Source organism: Streptomyces sp. NPDC059832, from assembly GCF_042731715.1.
Lineage (GTDB): Bacteria > Actinomycetota > Actinomycetes > Streptomycetales > Streptomycetaceae > Streptomyces.
Window position 1 is genome coordinate 422,651 of record NZ_JBHWIY010000001.1, and the last position, 17,534, is coordinate 440,184.

The 17,534-nt window shown below is 71.1% G+C and carries 16 protein-coding genes; 9 read left to right on the top strand and 7 right to left on the bottom strand.

Annotation, left to right across the window (positions count from 1 at the left end; translation table 11 throughout):
* Positions 1-42: 42 nt before the first annotated feature.
* Positions 43-1,791, top strand: coding sequence for an amino acid adenylation domain-containing protein (locus tag ACFV8T_RS01425; RefSeq protein ID WP_385323232.1), 1,749 nt, complete (start codon positions 43-45; stop codon positions 1,789-1,791).
* Positions 1,781-3,118, top strand: coding sequence for a condensation domain-containing protein (locus ACFV8T_RS01430; protein ID WP_385323233.1), 1,338 nt, complete (start codon positions 1,781-1,783; stop codon positions 3,116-3,118). Before ACFV8T_RS01425 ends, ACFV8T_RS01430 begins: the two co-directional genes overlap by 11 nt.
* On the opposite strand, the gene ACFV8T_RS01435 is transcribed toward ACFV8T_RS01430, so the two are convergent.
* The 3 genes from ACFV8T_RS01435 to ACFV8T_RS01445 all read right to left on the bottom strand — a co-directional run bounded on the left by ACFV8T_RS01435 (position 3,115) and on the right by ACFV8T_RS01445 (position 6,187).
* Positions 3,115-3,852 (bottom strand): methyltransferase, encoded by a 738-nt coding sequence (locus ACFV8T_RS01435; RefSeq protein ID WP_385323234.1) that lies wholly within the window; start codon positions 3,850-3,852, stop codon positions 3,115-3,117. The genes ACFV8T_RS01430 and ACFV8T_RS01435 overlap by 4 nt on opposite strands.
* Before the next feature lie 482 nt (positions 3,853-4,334).
* Positions 4,335-4,982 (bottom strand): response regulator, encoded by a 648-nt coding sequence (locus ACFV8T_RS01440; protein ID WP_385323236.1) that lies wholly within the window; start codon positions 4,980-4,982, stop codon positions 4,335-4,337.
* Positions 4,967-6,187 (bottom strand): sensor histidine kinase, encoded by a 1,221-nt coding sequence (locus ACFV8T_RS01445; protein WP_385323237.1) that lies wholly within the window; start codon positions 6,185-6,187, stop codon positions 4,967-4,969. Before ACFV8T_RS01445 ends, ACFV8T_RS01440 begins: the two co-directional genes overlap by 16 nt.
* A gap of 108 nt (positions 6,188-6,295) precedes the next feature.
* Between ACFV8T_RS01445 and ACFV8T_RS01450 the strand changes: the two genes are divergently transcribed.
* The 4 genes from ACFV8T_RS01450 to ACFV8T_RS01465 all read left to right on the top strand — a co-directional run bounded on the left by ACFV8T_RS01450 (position 6,296) and on the right by ACFV8T_RS01465 (position 10,738).
* Positions 6,296-7,084, top strand: coding sequence for an ABC transporter ATP-binding protein (locus ACFV8T_RS01450; RefSeq protein WP_385323239.1), 789 nt, complete (start codon positions 6,296-6,298; stop codon positions 7,082-7,084).
* Entirely contained in the window at positions 7,084-9,474 is a 2,391-nt protein-coding gene (locus tag ACFV8T_RS01455; protein WP_385323240.1) for an ABC transporter permease, read from the top strand. Before ACFV8T_RS01450 ends, ACFV8T_RS01455 begins: the two co-directional genes overlap by 1 nt.
* 119 nt (positions 9,475-9,593) lie before the next feature.
* Positions 9,594-10,352 (top strand): hypothetical protein, encoded by a 759-nt coding sequence (locus ACFV8T_RS01460; RefSeq protein ID WP_385323242.1) that lies wholly within the window; start codon positions 9,594-9,596, stop codon positions 10,350-10,352.
* The gene (locus tag ACFV8T_RS01465; RefSeq protein WP_385323243.1) at positions 10,349-10,738 is read left to right on the top strand and encodes a GntR family transcriptional regulator; all 390 of its coding nucleotides are present in this window, start codon (positions 10,349-10,351) and stop codon (positions 10,736-10,738) included. The genes ACFV8T_RS01460 and ACFV8T_RS01465 overlap by 4 nt, the downstream gene beginning before the upstream one ends.
* 40 nt (positions 10,739-10,778) lie before the next feature.
* Here the strand turns inward: ACFV8T_RS01465 and lgt are convergent, their stop codons facing one another.
* From lgt to ACFV8T_RS01485, 4 genes are all read right to left on the bottom strand, one after another.
* Positions 10,779-11,678 carry a prolipoprotein diacylglyceryl transferase gene (lgt, locus tag ACFV8T_RS01470; protein ID WP_385323245.1) on the bottom strand — a complete coding sequence of 300 codons (900 nt, stop codon included), beginning with the start codon at positions 11,676-11,678 and terminating at the stop codon, positions 10,779-10,781.
* Positions 11,679-11,826: 148 nt separating this feature from the next.
* Entirely contained in the window at positions 11,827-12,480 is a 654-nt protein-coding gene (locus tag ACFV8T_RS01475) for a hypothetical protein (RefSeq protein ID WP_385323247.1), read from the bottom strand.
* Positions 12,477-13,001 carry a TetR/AcrR family transcriptional regulator gene (locus tag ACFV8T_RS01480; protein ID WP_385323629.1) on the bottom strand — a complete coding sequence of 175 codons (525 nt, stop codon included), beginning with the start codon at positions 12,999-13,001 and terminating at the stop codon, positions 12,477-12,479. The genes ACFV8T_RS01475 and ACFV8T_RS01480 overlap by 4 nt, the downstream gene beginning before the upstream one ends.
* A gap of 375 nt (positions 13,002-13,376) precedes the next feature.
* Positions 13,377-14,339: a fumarylacetoacetate hydrolase family protein gene (locus tag ACFV8T_RS01485; RefSeq protein WP_385323249.1), complete on the bottom strand. Its 963-nt coding sequence runs from the start codon at positions 14,337-14,339 to the stop codon at positions 13,377-13,379.
* Between the two features lie 311 nt (positions 14,340-14,650).
* On the opposite strand from ACFV8T_RS01485, the gene ACFV8T_RS01490 reads away from it, so the two are divergent.
* From ACFV8T_RS01490 to ACFV8T_RS01500, 3 genes are all read left to right on the top strand, one after another.
* The gene (locus ACFV8T_RS01490) at positions 14,651-15,217 is read left to right on the top strand and encodes a TetR/AcrR family transcriptional regulator (protein WP_385323251.1); all 567 of its coding nucleotides are present in this window, start codon (positions 14,651-14,653) and stop codon (positions 15,215-15,217) included.
* Between the two features lie 97 nt (positions 15,218-15,314).
* Positions 15,315-15,830: a VOC family protein gene (locus tag ACFV8T_RS01495; protein WP_385323253.1), complete on the top strand. Its 516-nt coding sequence runs from the start codon at positions 15,315-15,317 to the stop codon at positions 15,828-15,830.
* Positions 15,827-17,494, top strand: a complete 1,668-nt coding sequence (locus ACFV8T_RS01500; protein WP_385323254.1) for an FAD-dependent monooxygenase — start codon at positions 15,827-15,829, stop codon at positions 17,492-17,494. The genes ACFV8T_RS01495 and ACFV8T_RS01500 overlap by 4 nt, the downstream gene beginning before the upstream one ends.
* The last annotated feature ends 40 nt before the right edge of the window (positions 17,495-17,534 follow it).

A 17,534-nucleotide genomic window follows, 5' to 3' on the forward strand; every position in this document is an offset into this window, starting at 1 on the left:
GGACCGGAGCGACCACCCGAACCAGTAACTGGAGGAGCTGACATGGGCCTGCTGCGTGGCGCCGCGACCCCCTACCCCGCGGACTCGACCATCCCCGAGCGCTTCGCCGAACAGACGCGGGCCCGCCCCGACGAGGTCGCCGTCGTGGACGGCGCGCACACCCTCACGTACGCCGAACTCGACCGGCGCTCCGACCGGCTCGCCCACCTGCTGCGCGAGCGGGGCGTCGGCGACGAGACCCGGGTGGGCGTCCTTCTCGACAGCGGCCACGAGATGATCACCGCCCTCCTCGCCGTCCTCAAGGCCGGGGGTGCCTACGTCCCCGTCAACCCCGGATACCCACGCCGCCGCCAGGACGACATGCTGGCCGACGCGGGCGCGAGCGTCGTCGTGCGCGCGCAGGACGTCCGGGCGGCCGCCGCGCGGGACACGGACGGCGGCGTCGAGCCGGTGGCGGGGCCGCGCTCCCTCGCGTACGTCCTGTTCACCTCGGGGTCCACCGGCAGGCCCAAGGGCGTGATGATCGAACACCGGTCCGTGCTGCGGCTCGTCTGCGGCGGCGACGTCGTCCCGCTCGGCCCCGACGAGCGGATCGCGCAGGTGGCCGACCCGTCCTTCGACGCCTTCACCTACGAGGTCTGGGGCGCCCTGCTCAACGGCGCCACCCTCGTCGTCGTCCCCCGCGAGGTGGTCCTCGCGCCCGGCGAGCTGAAGCGGACGCTCGACACGCACCGCATCACCACCCTGATCCTCACCTCGGCCCTGTTCACCGAGGTCATGGCCGACCGGCCCGACAGCTTCGGCGGCCTGCGCAACCTCGTCGTGGGCGGCGACGTGCTCAACGTCGCCCGAGCCCGTCTGCTCACCTCCGGCGCGCCCGCCGACCGGCCCGACCGCTTCGTGAACGGCTACGGCCCCACCGAGACGACCGTCTTCGCGGTGCGCGCCCAGGTCGACACCGTCCCCGCCGACGCGACCGCCGTGCCCATCGGCGGACCCGTCGCGAACACCTCCTGCTACGTCCTCGACCAGGACCTCAAGCCGGTGCCCGACGGCACCACCGGCGAACTCTTCATCGGCGGCCCCGGCGTCGGCAGGGGCTACGTGGGACGTCCCGACGAGACCCGGGAACGCTTCCTGCCCGACCCCTTCGCCGACGAGGACCGAGCCGTGATGTACCGCACCGGCGACCTGGTCACCGCCCGCGCCGACGGCACCCTCGACTTCGTCGGCCGCGCCGACCACCAGGTCAAGATCCGCGGCTACCGCGTCGAGCCCGGCGAGGTGGAAGCCGTCCTCACCACCCACCCCGGCATCCGGCAGGCGGCGGTCACCGTGGACGAGTCCACCGGCGACCGGCGCCTGGTGGCCCATGTGGTGCCCGCCGCGACCGACGGCGCACCCGACGGACTGCGCGAGTTCCTCGCCGGCACGCTGCCCGAGTGGATGATCCCGGCCGCGTTCCTCGCCATGCCCCAACTGCCCCTGACCGTCGCCGGAAAGGTCGACCGGCTCGCTCTCCAGGCGCTGCCGGTGGCCGCCCCCGACGCCGGTGCCGAAGCACCCCGCACCGACCTCGAACGCCGCCTCGCGGCGACCACCGCCGACATCCTGGGCCTCGCGTCCGTCGGCCTGACCGACGACTTCTTCGCGCTCGGCGGGCACTCGCTGCTCGCCATGCGGCTGGTCTCCCGGGTCAACGACACGTTCGACGCGGATGTGGACCTCGGGGAGTTCCTCTACGACCCGACCGTGCTCAGGCTGGCCGCCGAGGTGTCCCGTGAGCGATGACCGCGAGGTCTCGCCCGCCCAGCGGAAGGTGTGGATACTCGACCGGTTCCGCCCGGGATCGGCCGTCTACACCGTCCCCCTGATCTACCGTGTCGAGGGCGACCTGGACGTCGCGGCGCTCGACCGCGCCCTGAGCGAGGTGGTCCGCAGACACGAGGTGCTGCGGACCGTCTACCGGTTGCGGGCGGGCGCCGTGCGCCAGGTCGTCCGTCCGGCCGGGACGGTGAACGTCCCCGTCGTGGACGTCTCGGGGCACCCGGACCCGGATGCCGAGGCGAGCCGCCGCGCCGAGGAGGAGGGCAGGCGGCCGTTCGACCTGGCGGCAGGACCGGTCATCAGGCCGTTGCTCCTGCGCGCCGCCCCCGACCGGCATCTGCTGTGCCTGACTCTCCATCACATCGCCTGCGACGGCGGGTCGCTGCAGATTCTGGAGCACGAACTCTCCGTCTGCTACCGGGCGGCGCGACGGCGGGAGCCGTCCGGGCTCCGGCCCCTCGACGAGCAGTACGCCGACTTCGCCGCGTGGCAGACGAGCCGGCTGACGCAGGCGAGGACCGGGCCGCTGGTCGAGCACTGGCGCACCCACCTTGCCGGACTCCCCGCCCCCGCGACCCTCCCGGCCGACCGCGAACGCCCCGCCGTGCAGGGGGTGTTCGGCGGACATGTGCGCTTCGCCGTCGATCCGGCGGTGACCGACCGGACGGTGACGCTCGCCAAGGCGTGCCGGGCGACGCCGTTCGCCGTGCTGCTCGCGGTGTACGCGGCCCTCGTGCGGCTGCGCGGCGGCGGAGCCGATGTGGTGATCGGGGCGCCGGTGACGTCCCGGCAGCGCGAGAGCCACCACCGGATGATCGGCATGTTCGTGAACACGCTCGTCCACCGCCTCGACGTGTCGGGGCAGCCCACCTTCGAGGAGCTCGTGCACCGGGCCCGTGACGAGAGCCGCCGCGCGATGGCGCACCAGGCCGTGCCGTTCGACCTGCTCGTGGACGAGTTGAAGCCCGTACGCGACCCGGGCTTCAACCCCGTCTTCCAACTCATGCTGGGCTACCAGGAGGCCGCCCGCGAGGAGGGCGCTGGGGGTGGCCTCACACTGTCCGGCTGCGCGGTGCGCGGGGAGTTCGGCGACACCGCGACGGCCAAGGTCGACCTCTCCCTGACCGTCACACGCTCGGGCGCGGGCTGCTCGGGGCGCCTTGAGTACAACACCGACCTCTTCGAGGCGGCGACAGCACGGGACATCGCCGAACAGTTCCGTACGATCCTCGCCGCGGGCACCGCCGATCCGCAGCTCAGGCTGGGGGAGCCGGACGGGGACAGCCCTTAGGCTGCGGGAGCGGTGCGCCGGAACTCGTAGAGCACGTACACCAACGACGTCAGGCCGCTGCCGTCGCCGCTGCGGGGGCCCGAGAAGTCCGCAGGGAGGGCGATCTCCTCCCTGCGGTACACGGACGCGGTGAACCCCGACCGCGCGGCCAGCTCGTGGAGGCGCTGCGGATTTCCGAGGGTCTCGCTGAAGCCCAGGAAGACGCGCGTGGTCTCGGACATGTGCTGTTGGAGGCCGGCGAAGAACGCGCCGTGCATCTTGTAGTCGGAATCGAAGGCCGCGTAGTCGATCTGGCTTCGGTAGTCGTGCTCGACCGGCGCCTCGACGAACGGTGAATTCCAGTAGATCAGGTCGAACGTCGTGTCCTCGTCGAGCCCGGAGAACAGATCGCTGGTCAGCGTGGTGACCTTGTCGCCCACACCGTGCCGCGTCGCGTTCAGCTCGGCCGTTTCGGCCGCCGCCGGATTGATGTCGAGGGCACAGACCCGCGAACAGCCCCGCATCGCCGCGATGACGGCCGTCACGCCGGCGCCGCAGCCGACTTCGAGGAAGCTGTCGACCTCCTCGTAGGGCAGCCAGGACGTGAAGAGCTTCGTGGCGACCGCGTTTCCCGGCCACACGTCGGGGAGCAGATGCCATTCGAGGTCGAAGACCGTGAAGGTGTCCTGCGGCGGACGCTCCCGGAAACGGGAGAGGTCCCACTGCCCCACGTCGTAACTGAACTCATTGAGCATGTGGACTCCTGTCGGGTCTCGCGGCCGGCCGGGCGCGCGTCACGAGATCCGACGCGGCTCCAACGGATCATCCACGGCGCCGAAACCTCCGTCAACGGCGTTCCAGGCCGGTGTCGAACGGCTGAAAAGCGATCTGACGGACAGTGAAATGATCTTCCGTGGAGGGAGTGAAGAGCGGCCCGTTCATCCGCACCCTCAAGCGCGACGGCGCCGTCGCACGCAACCACGGCCTCGGGATCGGTGCGCGCCGTTGATCGTGTGGCCGGGGTCCCCGGCACCCCGACGCGCTGACCGCCCGGCGACGTGAACAGGCACGCGTCCGCAGCGCGAAGGGCATCCGCCGGCGCGGGTCACCCGTGCCGGGAGTATCGCGCTGTGCGCCGTGACGACCAGGGAGGCAGACCGACCCCGTCCGCCGCGACGCTTGGAAGGACCGGGGGCGTGTGTCAGGCCCGTAGAAAGGCAAGGACCGGGGGCGTGTGTCAGGCCCGTAGAAAGGCAAGGACTGCCAGCACCCGCCGGTGGCCCTCGGTATCCACGGGCAGGTCCAGCTTGGCGAATATGTTGCCGATGTGCTTGTTGACGGCCGCCTCGCTGATGAACAGGTGGGCCGCGAGGCCGGCGTTGGTGCGGCCCTCCGCTATCAGCCCGAGCACCTCGCGCTCCCGAGGGCTCAGCCGCTCCAGTGGGTCCTTGCGCAGCCGGACCAGCTGGTGGATCACCTCCGGGTCCACCACCGCTCCGCCGACGGCGACTCGTTCGATCGCGGCCATGAAGTCGGTGACCGGGCTCACCCGCTCCTTGAGGAGGTAGCCCACGCCCGCCCCGCCGCCCGAGTCGAGCAGGCGAAGGGCGTAGGAGCGTTCGACGTACTGGCTGAGGACGAGCACGGGCAGGCCGGGGAACTCCTCGCGCAGCCTCACCGCGGACCGCAGCCCGTCGTCACTGAGCGACGGCGGCATCCGTACGTCGGTGACGATCAGGTCGGGACGGTCGGCGCGTACCGCCTCGACCAGGGCGTCGGCGTCCCCGACAGCTGCCACCACCTCGTGGCCGAACCGTTCCAACAGCCCGACCAGGCCCTCGCGCAACAGAACGGCGTCCTCGGCCACGATCAGGCGAAGCGACACGGAACCTCCACATGCAGCAGGGTGGGACCACCGGCAGGGCTCGACACGCGCATCCGGCCGTCGAGCGCCGTGACGCGGTCCGCGAGCCCGGTCACGCCGCTGCCCGCCTCCGGGGCGACCCCGCCGTGACCGTCGTCCGTGATGTCGAGGATCAACAGATCGGAATGGTACCGGCCCCGTACCTGCGCGGTTGTGGCCCCGCTGTGTCTGGCGATGTTCGTCATGGCCTCGTTGATCAGGTAGTACATGGTCGTCTCCAGCTTCCTGGGCAGCCGCTCGGGCAGCCGCAGGTCCACCGTCACCGGGATCGGGAACCGGCCCGCGTAGTCCTCGATCGCCGCGACCAGTCCGTGATCGGCCAGCACGGGCGGGTTCAAGCCCCGGATCAGGGACCGCAACTCCTGGTGGACGGTGGAGAGCTGACTCTCCGCCCGGGTGAGCAGCTCGGTCTGCGGGGAACCTTCCCGGGTCTCCAGGCGCAGCAGTCCCAGGGTCATCCCCAACGAGACGAGCCGCTGCTGCGCCCCGTCGTGCAGATCGCGCTCGATACGCACCCGCTCGGCGTCGAAGGAGTCGAGCAGCCGCGACTGCGAGGCACGCACCTCGCGCAGTTCCTCCCCGAGCTCCCGGTCGCGCGGGGCGAGGAAGGAACGTGTCATGGCGGCACGCGCGCCCGCCCACGAGGTCACGGTGTAGGGCGAGGCGAGCAGCACGATCCCTCCGAACACCGCCCAGGGCCAGGTCGTGCTGTCCAGCGAGGCGAAGGTCAGGGCGGGCACGCCGAAGGAGAAGCCGAGGACCAGCAGATCCAGCCACCACAGCGCCGCCGCCGACAGCAGCGCGAACATCAGCTCCCGCCACGTCACCTGCTCCTTGAGCCGGGTGGTCACCCATGCGCGCAGACCGGGCCCGTCCGGGGCCTTGTGCGGGTCGGGCAGCTGGTCGAGGTCCACCAGCCGCAGTCGGCGGCGCTCCACCGTGGCCACCACGGTGGCGGCCAGTACCGTGCCGACCAGGGGCGCCACACCGATCAGCACGATCAGCAGGGCGAGCCCGGCGGCCAGGCCCGCGGCGAGGACCAGCACGGCCGCGGCGCCGACCACGACGCCCCCGCTCAGATAGGCCAGCGACCGCCAGGGCCAGCTTGAGGTCAGGAAGCTCAAGGGACGCTGAGCCATGGCCTGCCAGGCGGTTGTGGGACGCATGGAGCCACCGTAGTACGGCCCGTTCGGGTGCCGCGGTGGAGCTGCCTCTACCTCCGGGGTAGAGCGCGGACCAGTGCTCCGAGCCCTCCTGAGCAGTGGAATCGCCCCATGACGACAACGAGGCACACCCCGACGACCACGAGGCGGACCCCCGTGCAGGACGCGGTCGAACTCCACGACGTGTGCAAGGTCCACGGCGCGGACGGCCGCCGGGTGACCGCGCTGGACGGCGTCTCCATCGCCTTCCCCCGCGGCACCTTCACCGCGATCATGGGCCCCTCGGGTTCCGGTAAGTCGACACTGCTGCAGTGCGCGGCCGGGCTGGAGCATCCGACCGACGGGCGGATCGTCCTCGGCGGCGTGGACATCGGCCGGCAGAACGAGAGGGAGCGCACCGAGTTCCGCCGCGACCACGTCGGATTCGTCTTCCAGGCCTTCAACCTGGTGGAGTCCCTGACGGCGGCCCAGAACGTGGAACTGCCCTCCCGGTTCGCCGGCCGCAGGGTCGGCCGCGAGCAGGTCGCGAACGCGCTCTCCGCGGTCGGTCTGGCCGATCGCGCCGGGCACCGCCCCAGCGAGCTCTCCGGCGGACAGCAGCAGCGCGTCGCCCTCGCCAGGGCCCTCGTCACCCGCCCCGACGTCCTCTTCGCGGACGAGCCCACCGGCGCCCTGGACACTGTCACCTCCCGCGAGGTGTTGCGCATGATGCGGATGCTGGTGGACCGCGAGGGCCAGACCACCCTGATGGTCACCCACGACCCGGTGGCGGCGGCCGTGGCCGACGTCGTCGTCTTCCTCAAGGACGGCCGGATCGCCGACCGCATGCCGCTCGGCCGGCACGCCGACGGCTCCGGCGCCACCGTGATCGCCACCCGCATGGCCCGGCTGGAGGCGTGATGCTGATCCTCGCGAACGTACGTGAACGCTGGTCCGGATTCCTCGGGGCCTTCATCGCCGTCCTCGTCGGCGTCGGCCTCATCACCACCACTCTGGTGATCTACGACTCCGCCCGCCCCGACGTCCAGCCCCGATACGCCGGCACCGCCGCCCTGGCCCTGCCCGAGCAGGCCGTCGACGCCGACGGCAGCCCCGAGGACCGGATGCCATGGAGCAAGTCCGAGGCGGAGCCGTTGCTGGGCGGCCTCGGCAGGGTTCCGGGCGTGACCGAGGCCGTGGTGGACCGCTCCTTCTACGCCCAGGCGATCCGCGACGGCGAGCCCGTCACCGACGAGGGCGCCTCGGTCGCGGGGCACGGCTGGGGCAGCACACGGATGGCGCCCTACGAGCCGGCCTCCGGCCGGGCCCCGAGCGGCGCGAACGAGGTCGTGGTGGACCGCGGCCTGGGCGCGGCCGTGGGCAGCGAACTGACCGTCAACATCGCCGAGGGCCGCAAGCGGTTCACCGTCGTCGGGACGGTGGACGGCCCCGGTTACTACTTCAGCGAGGCCTTCGCGGCGCGGCAACAGCCCGGTGTCGGTGCCATCGCCCTGATCGCCGACGCGGGAGCCGACACCGGCGCGATCGTCACCGCCGCCCGGAAGGTGCTCGGCGACAGGGGCAGCGTGGTCTCCGGCGACGGCAGGGCCGAGCTCCAGCCCGCGTACATCGGGCACAAGCGCTTCCTGGGTGTCCAGCTGATCGGTGCCATGGCCGTCCTCGGCCTGTTCACCACGGTGTTCGTGGTCGCCTCCATGCTGGTCCTGGCGACCGGGATGCGCCGCCGCGAGATCGGCCTGCTGCGCGCCATCGGTGCCGCCCCCGCCCAGATCCGCCGCATGATCCTCGGCGAGGCCGCCGTCGTCGGCCTGCTCGGCTCGATCGCCGGCTCCGTCGTCGGCGTGGCCGCCACCCCGCTGCTGCGCTCCGTCCTCGACGGCCTGGACGTGACCCCGCCGGGCATGGAGGTCACCGTCACCGCCTGGCCGCTGCTCACGGCCTCCGCGATCGGTGTCGGGGTCAGTGTGATCGGCGCCTGGGCCGCCGGCCGCAAGGCCGCCCGGGTGGCCCCCATCGAGGCGCTGCTGGACAGCCGCGCCGCCAACAAGGGTATGGGGCACGGCCGTTGGACCGCCGGCCTCGCCGTCCTCGGCCTGGGCGTACTCCTCGCCATCGGCACCGCCACCTCCAGTGCCGACAACCGCATCAACATGGCGATCTTCGCCACCATGACACTGATCGTCGCTGCGGCCCTGCTGACGCCCGTTTTCATCGGGCCGGTCGGCCGGTTTCTGACCGCCCCGTTCCAGCGCGGCGGCTCGGCCGGGCCGGTCCTGATCCGGGCCGAGCTGGTCGCGAACCCCCGCCGTGCCGCATCGCTGGTGGCCCCGGTGATCGCGGCCGTCGGCTTCGCGGTCCTGCTCAGCGGCATGGTGGAGACCATGCGGGTGGCCTACCCGGCGGGCGAGGCGCTCAAGGTCGCGGGCCAGACCATCGTTACGCCGGACGGCACCCCCGGCAACACCGACGAGGTGGTCGCCGCCAACCCGGTGGGCAAGGCGGCCCTGCCGACCCGCGCCTTCGTGCTCAAGGGCCCGGACCACTCGGACAGCGCCACCGTCCTGGACGTCCTGGGCACCCGGGACCCGCGGTGGAACAAGCCGGGCGAGGCCGTGCTCGGCGAGCGCACCGCCAAGGACCTGGGCCTGCGCAAGGGCCGACCCGTGACGGTCCGGTTCGCCGACGGCATCCGCGTCCCCCTGCGCGTCGGGGCGGTCCTGCCCGACGACCCGGCCCGCGGTGACTTCGTGGTCGCCCGTGAACTGGTCCGTGCCCACGATCCGGCCGCGCTCACCGACGACATCTTCGTTCCCGGTGCTGCCGAAGCCACCGACGCGGTCCCCGGTACGGCCCTGCACGACGCCGCCGAGTACGCCCTCGCCGACTACGACACCGACGCCGAACTCACCGACAGCCTCGCCACGATGCTGATCGTGATCGCCGTCGGCTACAGCGTCGTCGCCGTCGCCAACAGCATGGCCATGGCCGCCCACGGACGGCGCCGCGACTTCGCGGTGATGAAGTCCGCCGGCGGCACGGTTCGCCAGCTGCTCCTCCTGGCGGCCGGCGAGTCCGCCCTGGTCGTCGCGATCGGCGCCGCGCTCGGTGTCGTGGTGACGCTGCCGCCGCTGGCGGGCTTGGCCTCCGGTCTCTCGCAGGCCACCTCGTCCGATGTGAGCCTGCACCTGAACACCGGTGCCATCACCACCGCCGTCCTCGGCACCCTGCTGGTCGCCGTGCCGGCCGGGATCGCGGTCACCGCGAGGACGGTGCGGAGGCGGGCGGCGTAGCGCACGATGGGGCCGGCCGATGCCGGACGGGCCAAGTGTGTCACTCACTTGACACACTTCGGTCCGCTGGGCAGTGTGTCATGTAGGTGATACACGTCGTGGGAGGGAACGGGGTCGGCATGTCTGCTGCCGCAGGAACGGAGCGAGTGTGGCGGGCGAGGCTCGATACGCCCGTGCGATGGGCCGGTGCGGCGACCGGTCTGACGGTCAACTCCCTGGTCTCCTTCAGCCCCGAGCCCGATGTGGATCTGCTGTACGGGTTCCCCGTGTTCGGTCTCTGCGTCATGGGCGGCGTGTTCGCGGCGGATGTGATCGCGCGCCCGAGCCCTGGCCCGCTACGCGTCGCCGAAGTGACACCGCGCCGGATCCGGGACCATCTGCCCCGATTCCTGACCGCCGCATTGGCCGCGCAGGCGGTTGTCCTGCTGGCCCTGCTGACCGTCGCCGCCACAACAGGCTCGGCGGACGCCGACGGTCGTTCAGGACGTGCCCTGTCCGTCGCGTGCCCGGAGGGCGCCCAGCTGCTCTCGCCCTGGCCGGGCCCCTACTACGCCTGGCCGGTCCTCGGTGGGCTCGCCCTCGGGACCGTTGCCTGCGCCTTGCTCCTGCGTCGTGTCACCGCGCGGTACGGGAGCGACGATCAACGCCGTACGAGCGTCCGGGCGGCGGTCGGCGCGTGGGGAGTGCTGGTGACCGCCCCTCTGTTCGCCGTCTCCTTGACGATGGGCGTTGTGGTGCTGAGCTTGTCCTGCGCGGGCGGGATGAAGGACGTGGCCTTGTGGGGACTGGCCGTCACGGCCCTCATCTCCGCACTGACCGCGTGTCACTGTCTGGGTGTCCTGTTGCTGCCCCAGGCCTACATCAAGGCTCGACCATGACAACACATGGCATCAGCATCAGCGTCAACCACGCTTCTCCCGTCCCACCGTATGAGCAACTCCGTTCACAACTAGCCGATTTGATCTCCATCGGCCGGCTGACTCAGGGGGACAGGCTGCCGTCCGTACGCCAGCTCGCCTCCGACCTCGGGCTGGCCAACAACACCGTTGTGCGGGCCTACCGCGAACTGGAGACCGCGGGCCTGGTGAAGAGCCGCCGAGGTTCTGGAACCCAGGTCATCGCCCCTGCGGCCACGACCGACATCAAAGCGAAGCTCGCGGAACACGCAAGCAGTTACGCTGCCGCCGCCAGGCAGCTCCATGCCACTGACGAGGAAACCCTCGCGGCGATCCGGCATGCTCTCGCATGTCGCGACACACCATGACCCGGAGAGAACCACTCCGCGCCGCCGGCTGTCTCTCGTGTCATCGTGCGTCGCCGCCCCCTGTCTTGACGGCGACGTCCAGGCGCGGCTCGCCGGCCCTCTCGTTGCCGCCCTCGTTCTCCGGTTGCGACACGTCGTCGATCCCCGGGTGGCGGCGGGCCGACACGACAAGGCAGGCGATGGCGCCCAGGAAGACCACGACAGAGGTCCAGTTGTTCAGGCGCAGGCCGAGGAACGTGTGGGACTCGTCGATGCGCAGGTACTCGGTCCAGAACCGGCCGGCCGTGTAGGCGGCGACGTACAGGCAGAGGGTCCTGCCGTGACCGAGCGCGAACCGGCGGGCCGCCCAGAGAACCAGTGCGGCGACGCCGATGTCCCAGAGGGACTCGTAGAGGAAGGTGGGGTGGTACGTCGCGATGTCGGGCATGCCGGACGGACGGTGCGCGCGGTCGATCTCCAGGCCCCAGGGGAGCGTGGTGGGGCGGCCGTAGAGTTCCTGGTTGAACCAGTTGCCCCAGCGACCGATCGCCTGGGCCAGGGCTATGCCAGGGGCGACCGCGTCCGCGTAGGCGGGGAAGGGGATGCGGCGGCGACGGCAGCCGATCCACGCGCCGACCCCGCCCAGGGCGATGGCGCCCCAGATGCCGAGCCCGCCCTCCCACACGTACAGCGCCCGGATCGGCTCGCCGTGTTCGCCGAAGTACGCGTCGGGGCTGGTGATCACGTGGTACAGCCGTCCGCCGGCGAGGCCGAAGGGCACTGCCCAGATGGTGACGTCCGCGATGACGCCGTGATCCCCGCCCCTCTCGACCCAGCGTCGGTTGCCGAGCCGGACGGCCACGAACACGCCCAGGATGATGCAGAAGGCGTACGCCCTCAATGGCACGGGGCCGAGGTGAAGGACCCCGGTCGAAGGACTGGGAAGGTAGGCGAGATCCATGGTCACTCCGTAGAAGTCTCAGTCGATCAGGAGCCCGGCTGGTGACGGCGCACTGCGCGGCGGGCCCCACCCGTGACTCGGGCCGCTTCCGGGCGAGTTGTCGATGCGGTGCCGGTGCCCGGCCGGTCCGGGTCCCGGAACTCCGGGCTCAGGCGCGGCGCCTGAGGGCTGCGCCGAGTACGGCGATCCAGATCAGCAACAAGGGCAGGGAAATGAATGCCGCAGAGGTCAAGGCGGTGGACAGAAACAGGTAACCGATGCCGGACACGGTGATCGTGGCGGCGAGGACCCAGCCGATGACGACCTCCCGACGCCGTAGCAGTGTGCCGTGCCGGGAAGCCGCACAGGCAGCCGCGGCGAGCACGGCGAGCGCGAGCATCTTGACACCGTCCGCACGCTGGACCGCCTCGAACAGTGCGCCGGTCCTGCCCGGTGACGCCGGATCAGCTCCACGTACTGCGACCAGTTCCAGGACGAGTTGCACGAATGCGAGCACCCCCGCGACTCTCCCCGCCCATCCGGCCGAGCGAACCGCAGTACTGCTGGTACGGCGGGCCCGGTCGAGGAGTCCGGATCCGACGACCACCAGGCAGGCGGCCGCCACACCGTGAACGAGCAGTGCCTGGGTGATTGCCTGGACCGGCCGGTCGGCGTACGCGGTCGTGATTCCGGCAGGTGTGTCACCGACTTCGGGTGTGGCTCCCCATGCGGCGGCGAGGCCGAGAACCCATGCCACGGCGTGCGTGTACCCGGCGGCGCGGGCGGAGGTGCCGGTGACGGGTTCCTTGGCGATGGTGGTCATGCGTTGTCTCCCCCGGTCTTGGTCCGGATTGCCTGGGCGAACGCCTCGCAGCCGGTGCGCCAAGCGGATTCCAGGTCCGCGCCGGCCGGGAAGCGGCCGTCGAGTTCGAGCACGACCATTCCGTGCGCGAATGCCCAGAACGAGCGCGCGACGTCAAGGTCGCCGTGCACCGCGTGGGCCAGCGGCATCGCCGCGCGATCTTCGAGTCCCTCGGGAAGCGAGGTGCGGGCGAGGGGACGATTGTGGGTGATGCGGTAGAGGTGCGGGCTGGCGAGAGCGTGCCGCCGGTAGGCGCGGGCGAGCACGCACAGGGGCGGTTCGACGCCGATCTCGGCCACGGCGGCCTCCAGGTCCTCCGCCAGCTGGATCATCCCCTGCGTCTGGAGCCCGGCCTCGACAGCGGCCTTGTCGGGAAAGTGCTTGTACAAGGAGGGCGCCCGGATGCCGACACGCTCGGCGATGCGCCGCATCGACAACGCGTCCGGCCCTTCGGCGTCGAGCAGTTCCCGGGCGGCGGTCATGATCTGCTGCACGCGGTCAGCCACGGCGGGCCGTCCGCGCGACCGGGATTCCGGTGGGCCGTCCGGACCCGGAAACCGGCATCCGAACAGCGGGCGGGACCCGGGACGGGGCGAGCCCGCGACACCGGATTCCCGCGGTGCGCTTCGCAGTGTTCGGTGGGAACGGGCCCTGTCCGGCGAGGAACACGAGCGCGGCGACGGCCGGCGGTCGGTGCTCTTCCCCGGAAGCCGCCAATGCCCCGGACGGGAGCGCTGGTGCCTCTCCCGTACCCCGGAGGGGCCGGGTCGGGACACTGCCGCACGGGGTGTTGCTGACTGGGGCGGTGTTCACTGCGGCCCTCTCGCGTTGCCACTGACCGACCATGGCTAACAGTGTTAGCCGCGTGGTGTCACGTTAGGGCTAACGGTGTTAGGCGTCAAGGCCGGAGGGTGTCGGACTCCGACCGGCCGAGCCCGAACGGCAAGGCCTGCGGGGGCGGGGCTCACGCGGTTGCGGAGTGTGCCGATGTGTTCGACCTCGACCTCGACGACGTCGCCTGGGCGCAGATGGCGACCGGAGAATACGCCGGCACCGCGCGGTGTTCCGGTGAGGATCACGTCTCCGGGTTCGAGGGTCTGATAGTGCGAGAGGTAGGAGACCAGCTCCGCCACGCCGTGGACGAAGCTGCTGGTGCGGTCGTCCTGGCGTACCTCGCCGTTGACCCGGGTACGCAGCCGCAGGTCGAGCGGGGCGGTGAACTCGTCCGGGGTGACCAGGCAGGGGCCGAGCGGTTTGAAGGTGTCGAAGCTCTTGGCCACGCCGATGGACGCGGTCGGATCGCCCGACATCGCGCGCTGCTGAATGTCACGCGCGGAGACGTCGTTGGCGATGGTCAGGCCGGCGAGGTGGCTCGCGGCCTCGGTGGCGGAGACGGCGCTCGCGGGCCGGCCGATCACGACGGCCACCTCGCCCTCGTAGTCGACCTGGTCGGCCGCGCCGGCCGGCAGGCGGATGTCGTCGCCCGGTGCGATGACCGCGGATCCGGCGACCAGCTGGAAATTCGGCTCCGTGGGCAGGGCGATGTCGGGCCGCCCCATCGCAGCGAACATCTCCAGGGCCTCCTCCGCATGGCTGGGGTAGTTGAGGCCGACGATCAGGATCTTCCCGGGCCGGGGGACGGGGGCGTGCACCCGGACCTCGTCGAGGGCGACCCGCCGGACGACCGGCGCCGCGCGTGCGGCGTCGACACCCGGTCCACGCAGGAGCTCGCCCAGGTCGGCGAAGGGGAGGTCGAGTACGGAGAGCTCGCCGGGGCTCTCCTCCCTGGCGATGCCCAGGGCTGTGCTGTACAGGCGCATCACGGACTCCCACATGTTGGCGACACGTTCTCTTGTCTCAAAGTCAAGAGCTTTCTTGTTTCGGAGTCAAGAGTTCATCGGTTGCCGAGCCGCTGTTCTCGAACGCGGTGGATGGGGGCGGGGTCGCGCCGCCCAAGGGCTGCCCCGTACTCCCTGGCGGGCGTGCGACGACGGCTACGGCGCCTCGCCGCGTTGTCGGATCGCCCGAATGCATCCAGTATTCGGGCGTCCCTCCGCCTCGCGATGCACCGCATCCGGCGCCGCACGCCGACCCGCCAGGGAGTACGGGACAGCCCTTAGGCTGGGCTGCTATGCCACGGAACCGTCAACAGATCCCGAAAGCCGAGCGCCAGGCCGTCCTGGTCGACAGTGCCTGGGAGCTCTTCGCCGTCAAGGGATACAAGGGGACCAGCCTGGCCGAGGTCGGCAAGGCGGCCGGCGTCGCGGCCAATGCCGTGCGCTGGTACTTCCCGACCAAGGACGACCTGTTCGCCGCCGCGCTGGACCGCCTCTTCCGGCGTGAGCGGGAGCGCGTCGAGGCGGACCCCGTGATCGGGGGTGATCCGCGGCGGCAGCTGGTGACGTTCCTTGCCGACCTGGAGTCCTATCGCGGGCTGCACCGGGAAGCGTACGACCGCATGGACGAGTCGCCGGCACTCGCCGACGTGTACTCGCGCATGCGGGAGTGGCTGGAGGGCCGCCTTCTCGCCGCTGTTGCGGGCCGGCTGCCCGAGGGGGCCGACATCGCGCCCGTGGCGGACATGGCCCATGTGCTGTTCGAGGGTCTGCTGGTCAGCGCCCGGGAGCTGGACCGGTCGACCGAGGCGTTCATCGATCTCCTCATGGAGGCGCTGGTGGCCGTCGCGGCGGCGCGCTGACCCCGATCTCTTGACTGCCATACAAGAGCCTGCCTACTGTTCTCTTGTATGACAGCCAAGAGGGCTGCCATGCCCTCGACGAGGAGGTCGTCGCCCCATGGCTTCTCCGCACAAACTCGCCCACATCGTTCTGCGCACCGGCTGCCTGTCGCCCATGACCGACTGGTACATACGCGTCCTCGAAGGCCGCGTCACCTTCGCCAACGACGCCCTCGCCTTCCTGACCTACGACGACGAGCACCACCGTGTCGCGCTGGTCGCCACCGGAGCGTCCGAGCGCCCGACGGATGCGCACACCGGTCTGCACCACGCGGCATTCACCTACGCCACGATCGGCGATCTGCTCGGCACGTACCAGCGGCTGAAGGGGGACGGCATCCTCCCCTTCTGGTGCATCAACCACGGTCCGACCACCTCGATGTACTACGAGGACCCCGACGGCAATCACATCGAGCTCCAGATCGACAACTTCGCCACCGAGGAAGCCCTCGACGAGTGGTTCCGGTCCGGAGCCTTCGAAGCCAATCCGATCGGCGTCGCGTTCGACCCCGACGACCTGGTGCGCCGCTTCGACTCGGGCGAGTCCTTCGCCGAACTGGTCAGGCGCGCATGACCGGCATCGACACCCCGGTCGTCATCGTCGGAGCCGGCCCCGTGGGGCTCGCCACCGCGCTCGTCCTGGGCCGGCACGGCGTCCGCAGCGTGGTCTTCGAACAGTACGACGGGATCAATCCGCACCCCCGGGCCCATGTCGTCAACACCCGGTCCATGGAACTGTTCCGCACCTGGGGCATCGCCGACGCTGTCCGTGCGGACGCGGTCGATCCGGTATCGGCCGGCACCATCCTGTGGAAACAGACCCTCGCCGGGGAACCACTGGGCCGGATCGACCTCCTCGAAGGCCCGGAGGACCAGCTCCTGCGCCGGATCCACGCCTCCGCCGAGCAGCTCATCTCCTGCGCCCAGGACCGTGTGCAGCAACACCTCCTCGACGCGGTCCTCGCCCAGGGCATGGCCACCGTGCACTACAGCACCACCGTCGTGGAGGTGACGGACCGCGGCGATCACGTCGACGTCACCGTGGAAGGCGCGGGCGAGCGGCGGATCCTGCGCACTTGTTACGCCGTGGCGGCGGACGGGGCGACCGGTGGCCTTCGCGACACGCTCGGCATCGCGATGGACGGCTCCGCGGTTCTCGGCCACCAGCTGAACATCTACTTCCACGGAGATCTGTCCCCGTGGACGAGGGAGGACCCCGCCCTGCTGGTCTGGCTGATCAACAGTGCCTCCCCGGGGCTCCTCATCGGGATGGACGGTGTTCGCCGGTGGACCTTCCAGCGGAGCTTCGACCCGGCTGTCGAATCACCGCAGGACTACCCGCCCGAACGGTGCGCCCGGATCATCCGGGACGCCGTCGGAACCACCGAACTCGACCTGGACATCCGCTCCGTGGGGCCGTGGACCATGACGGCCCGGACCGCCGAGACGTACCGCAGCGGCCGTGTGTTCCTCGTGGGCGACGCGGCGCACCAGTTCCCGCCGACCGGCGGCCTGGGGATGAACAGCGGCCTCGCCGACGCGGACAACCTGGGCTGGAAACTCGCCGCCGTGCTGCGGGACGGTGCTTCCGACGCCCTGCTCGACAGCTACGAGCGTGAACGCCGTCCCGTCGCCGTCGACAACGCCCGCCACAGCATGCTCAACGCCGTCAGGATGGCCGAGGTCGGCATAGGCCCCGAGACGACCAGGATCGCCGCCCGCCTCGAAAGCCCCGACCCGGCAGTCGCCGAGGCGGAACGCCGACGGATCGCGCAGGCCATTCCTCCGCAGCGCCCGCACTTCGACGCGCTCAACCAAGAGATCGGATACATCTACGGAGCGGACCGGCACGCCGACGACGCCCCGCTCTCGGCCACCGACCACACACCGACCGCCGTCCCCGGAGCACGACTTCCGCATGCCTGGATCGAACGTGACGGGGAACGGGTGTCCACACACGACCTCCTCATCCCGGGCTTCACCCTCATCACGGCACCCGGGGGAACCGACTGGGCCGATGCCTTCGCGGCGACCGGGGAGGGCGTGGCGAAGCGGACGGTCGTGATCGGCCGGGACGTCACCAGCCCGGACGGCCACTGCCCCGAGCTGCTCGGGATCGGTGAGGACGGAGCCCTTCTCGTCCGGCCGGACGGCCACATCGCTTGGCACAGCGCCGAGGGATCATCCCCTGCCTCCGCACTCGCCGCCCTGTTCAACGCCGCCGAGCGGTCCGCCTGAGGGCCGTCCCGTAATCCCTGGTGGGCCGGCGTGCGGCGTC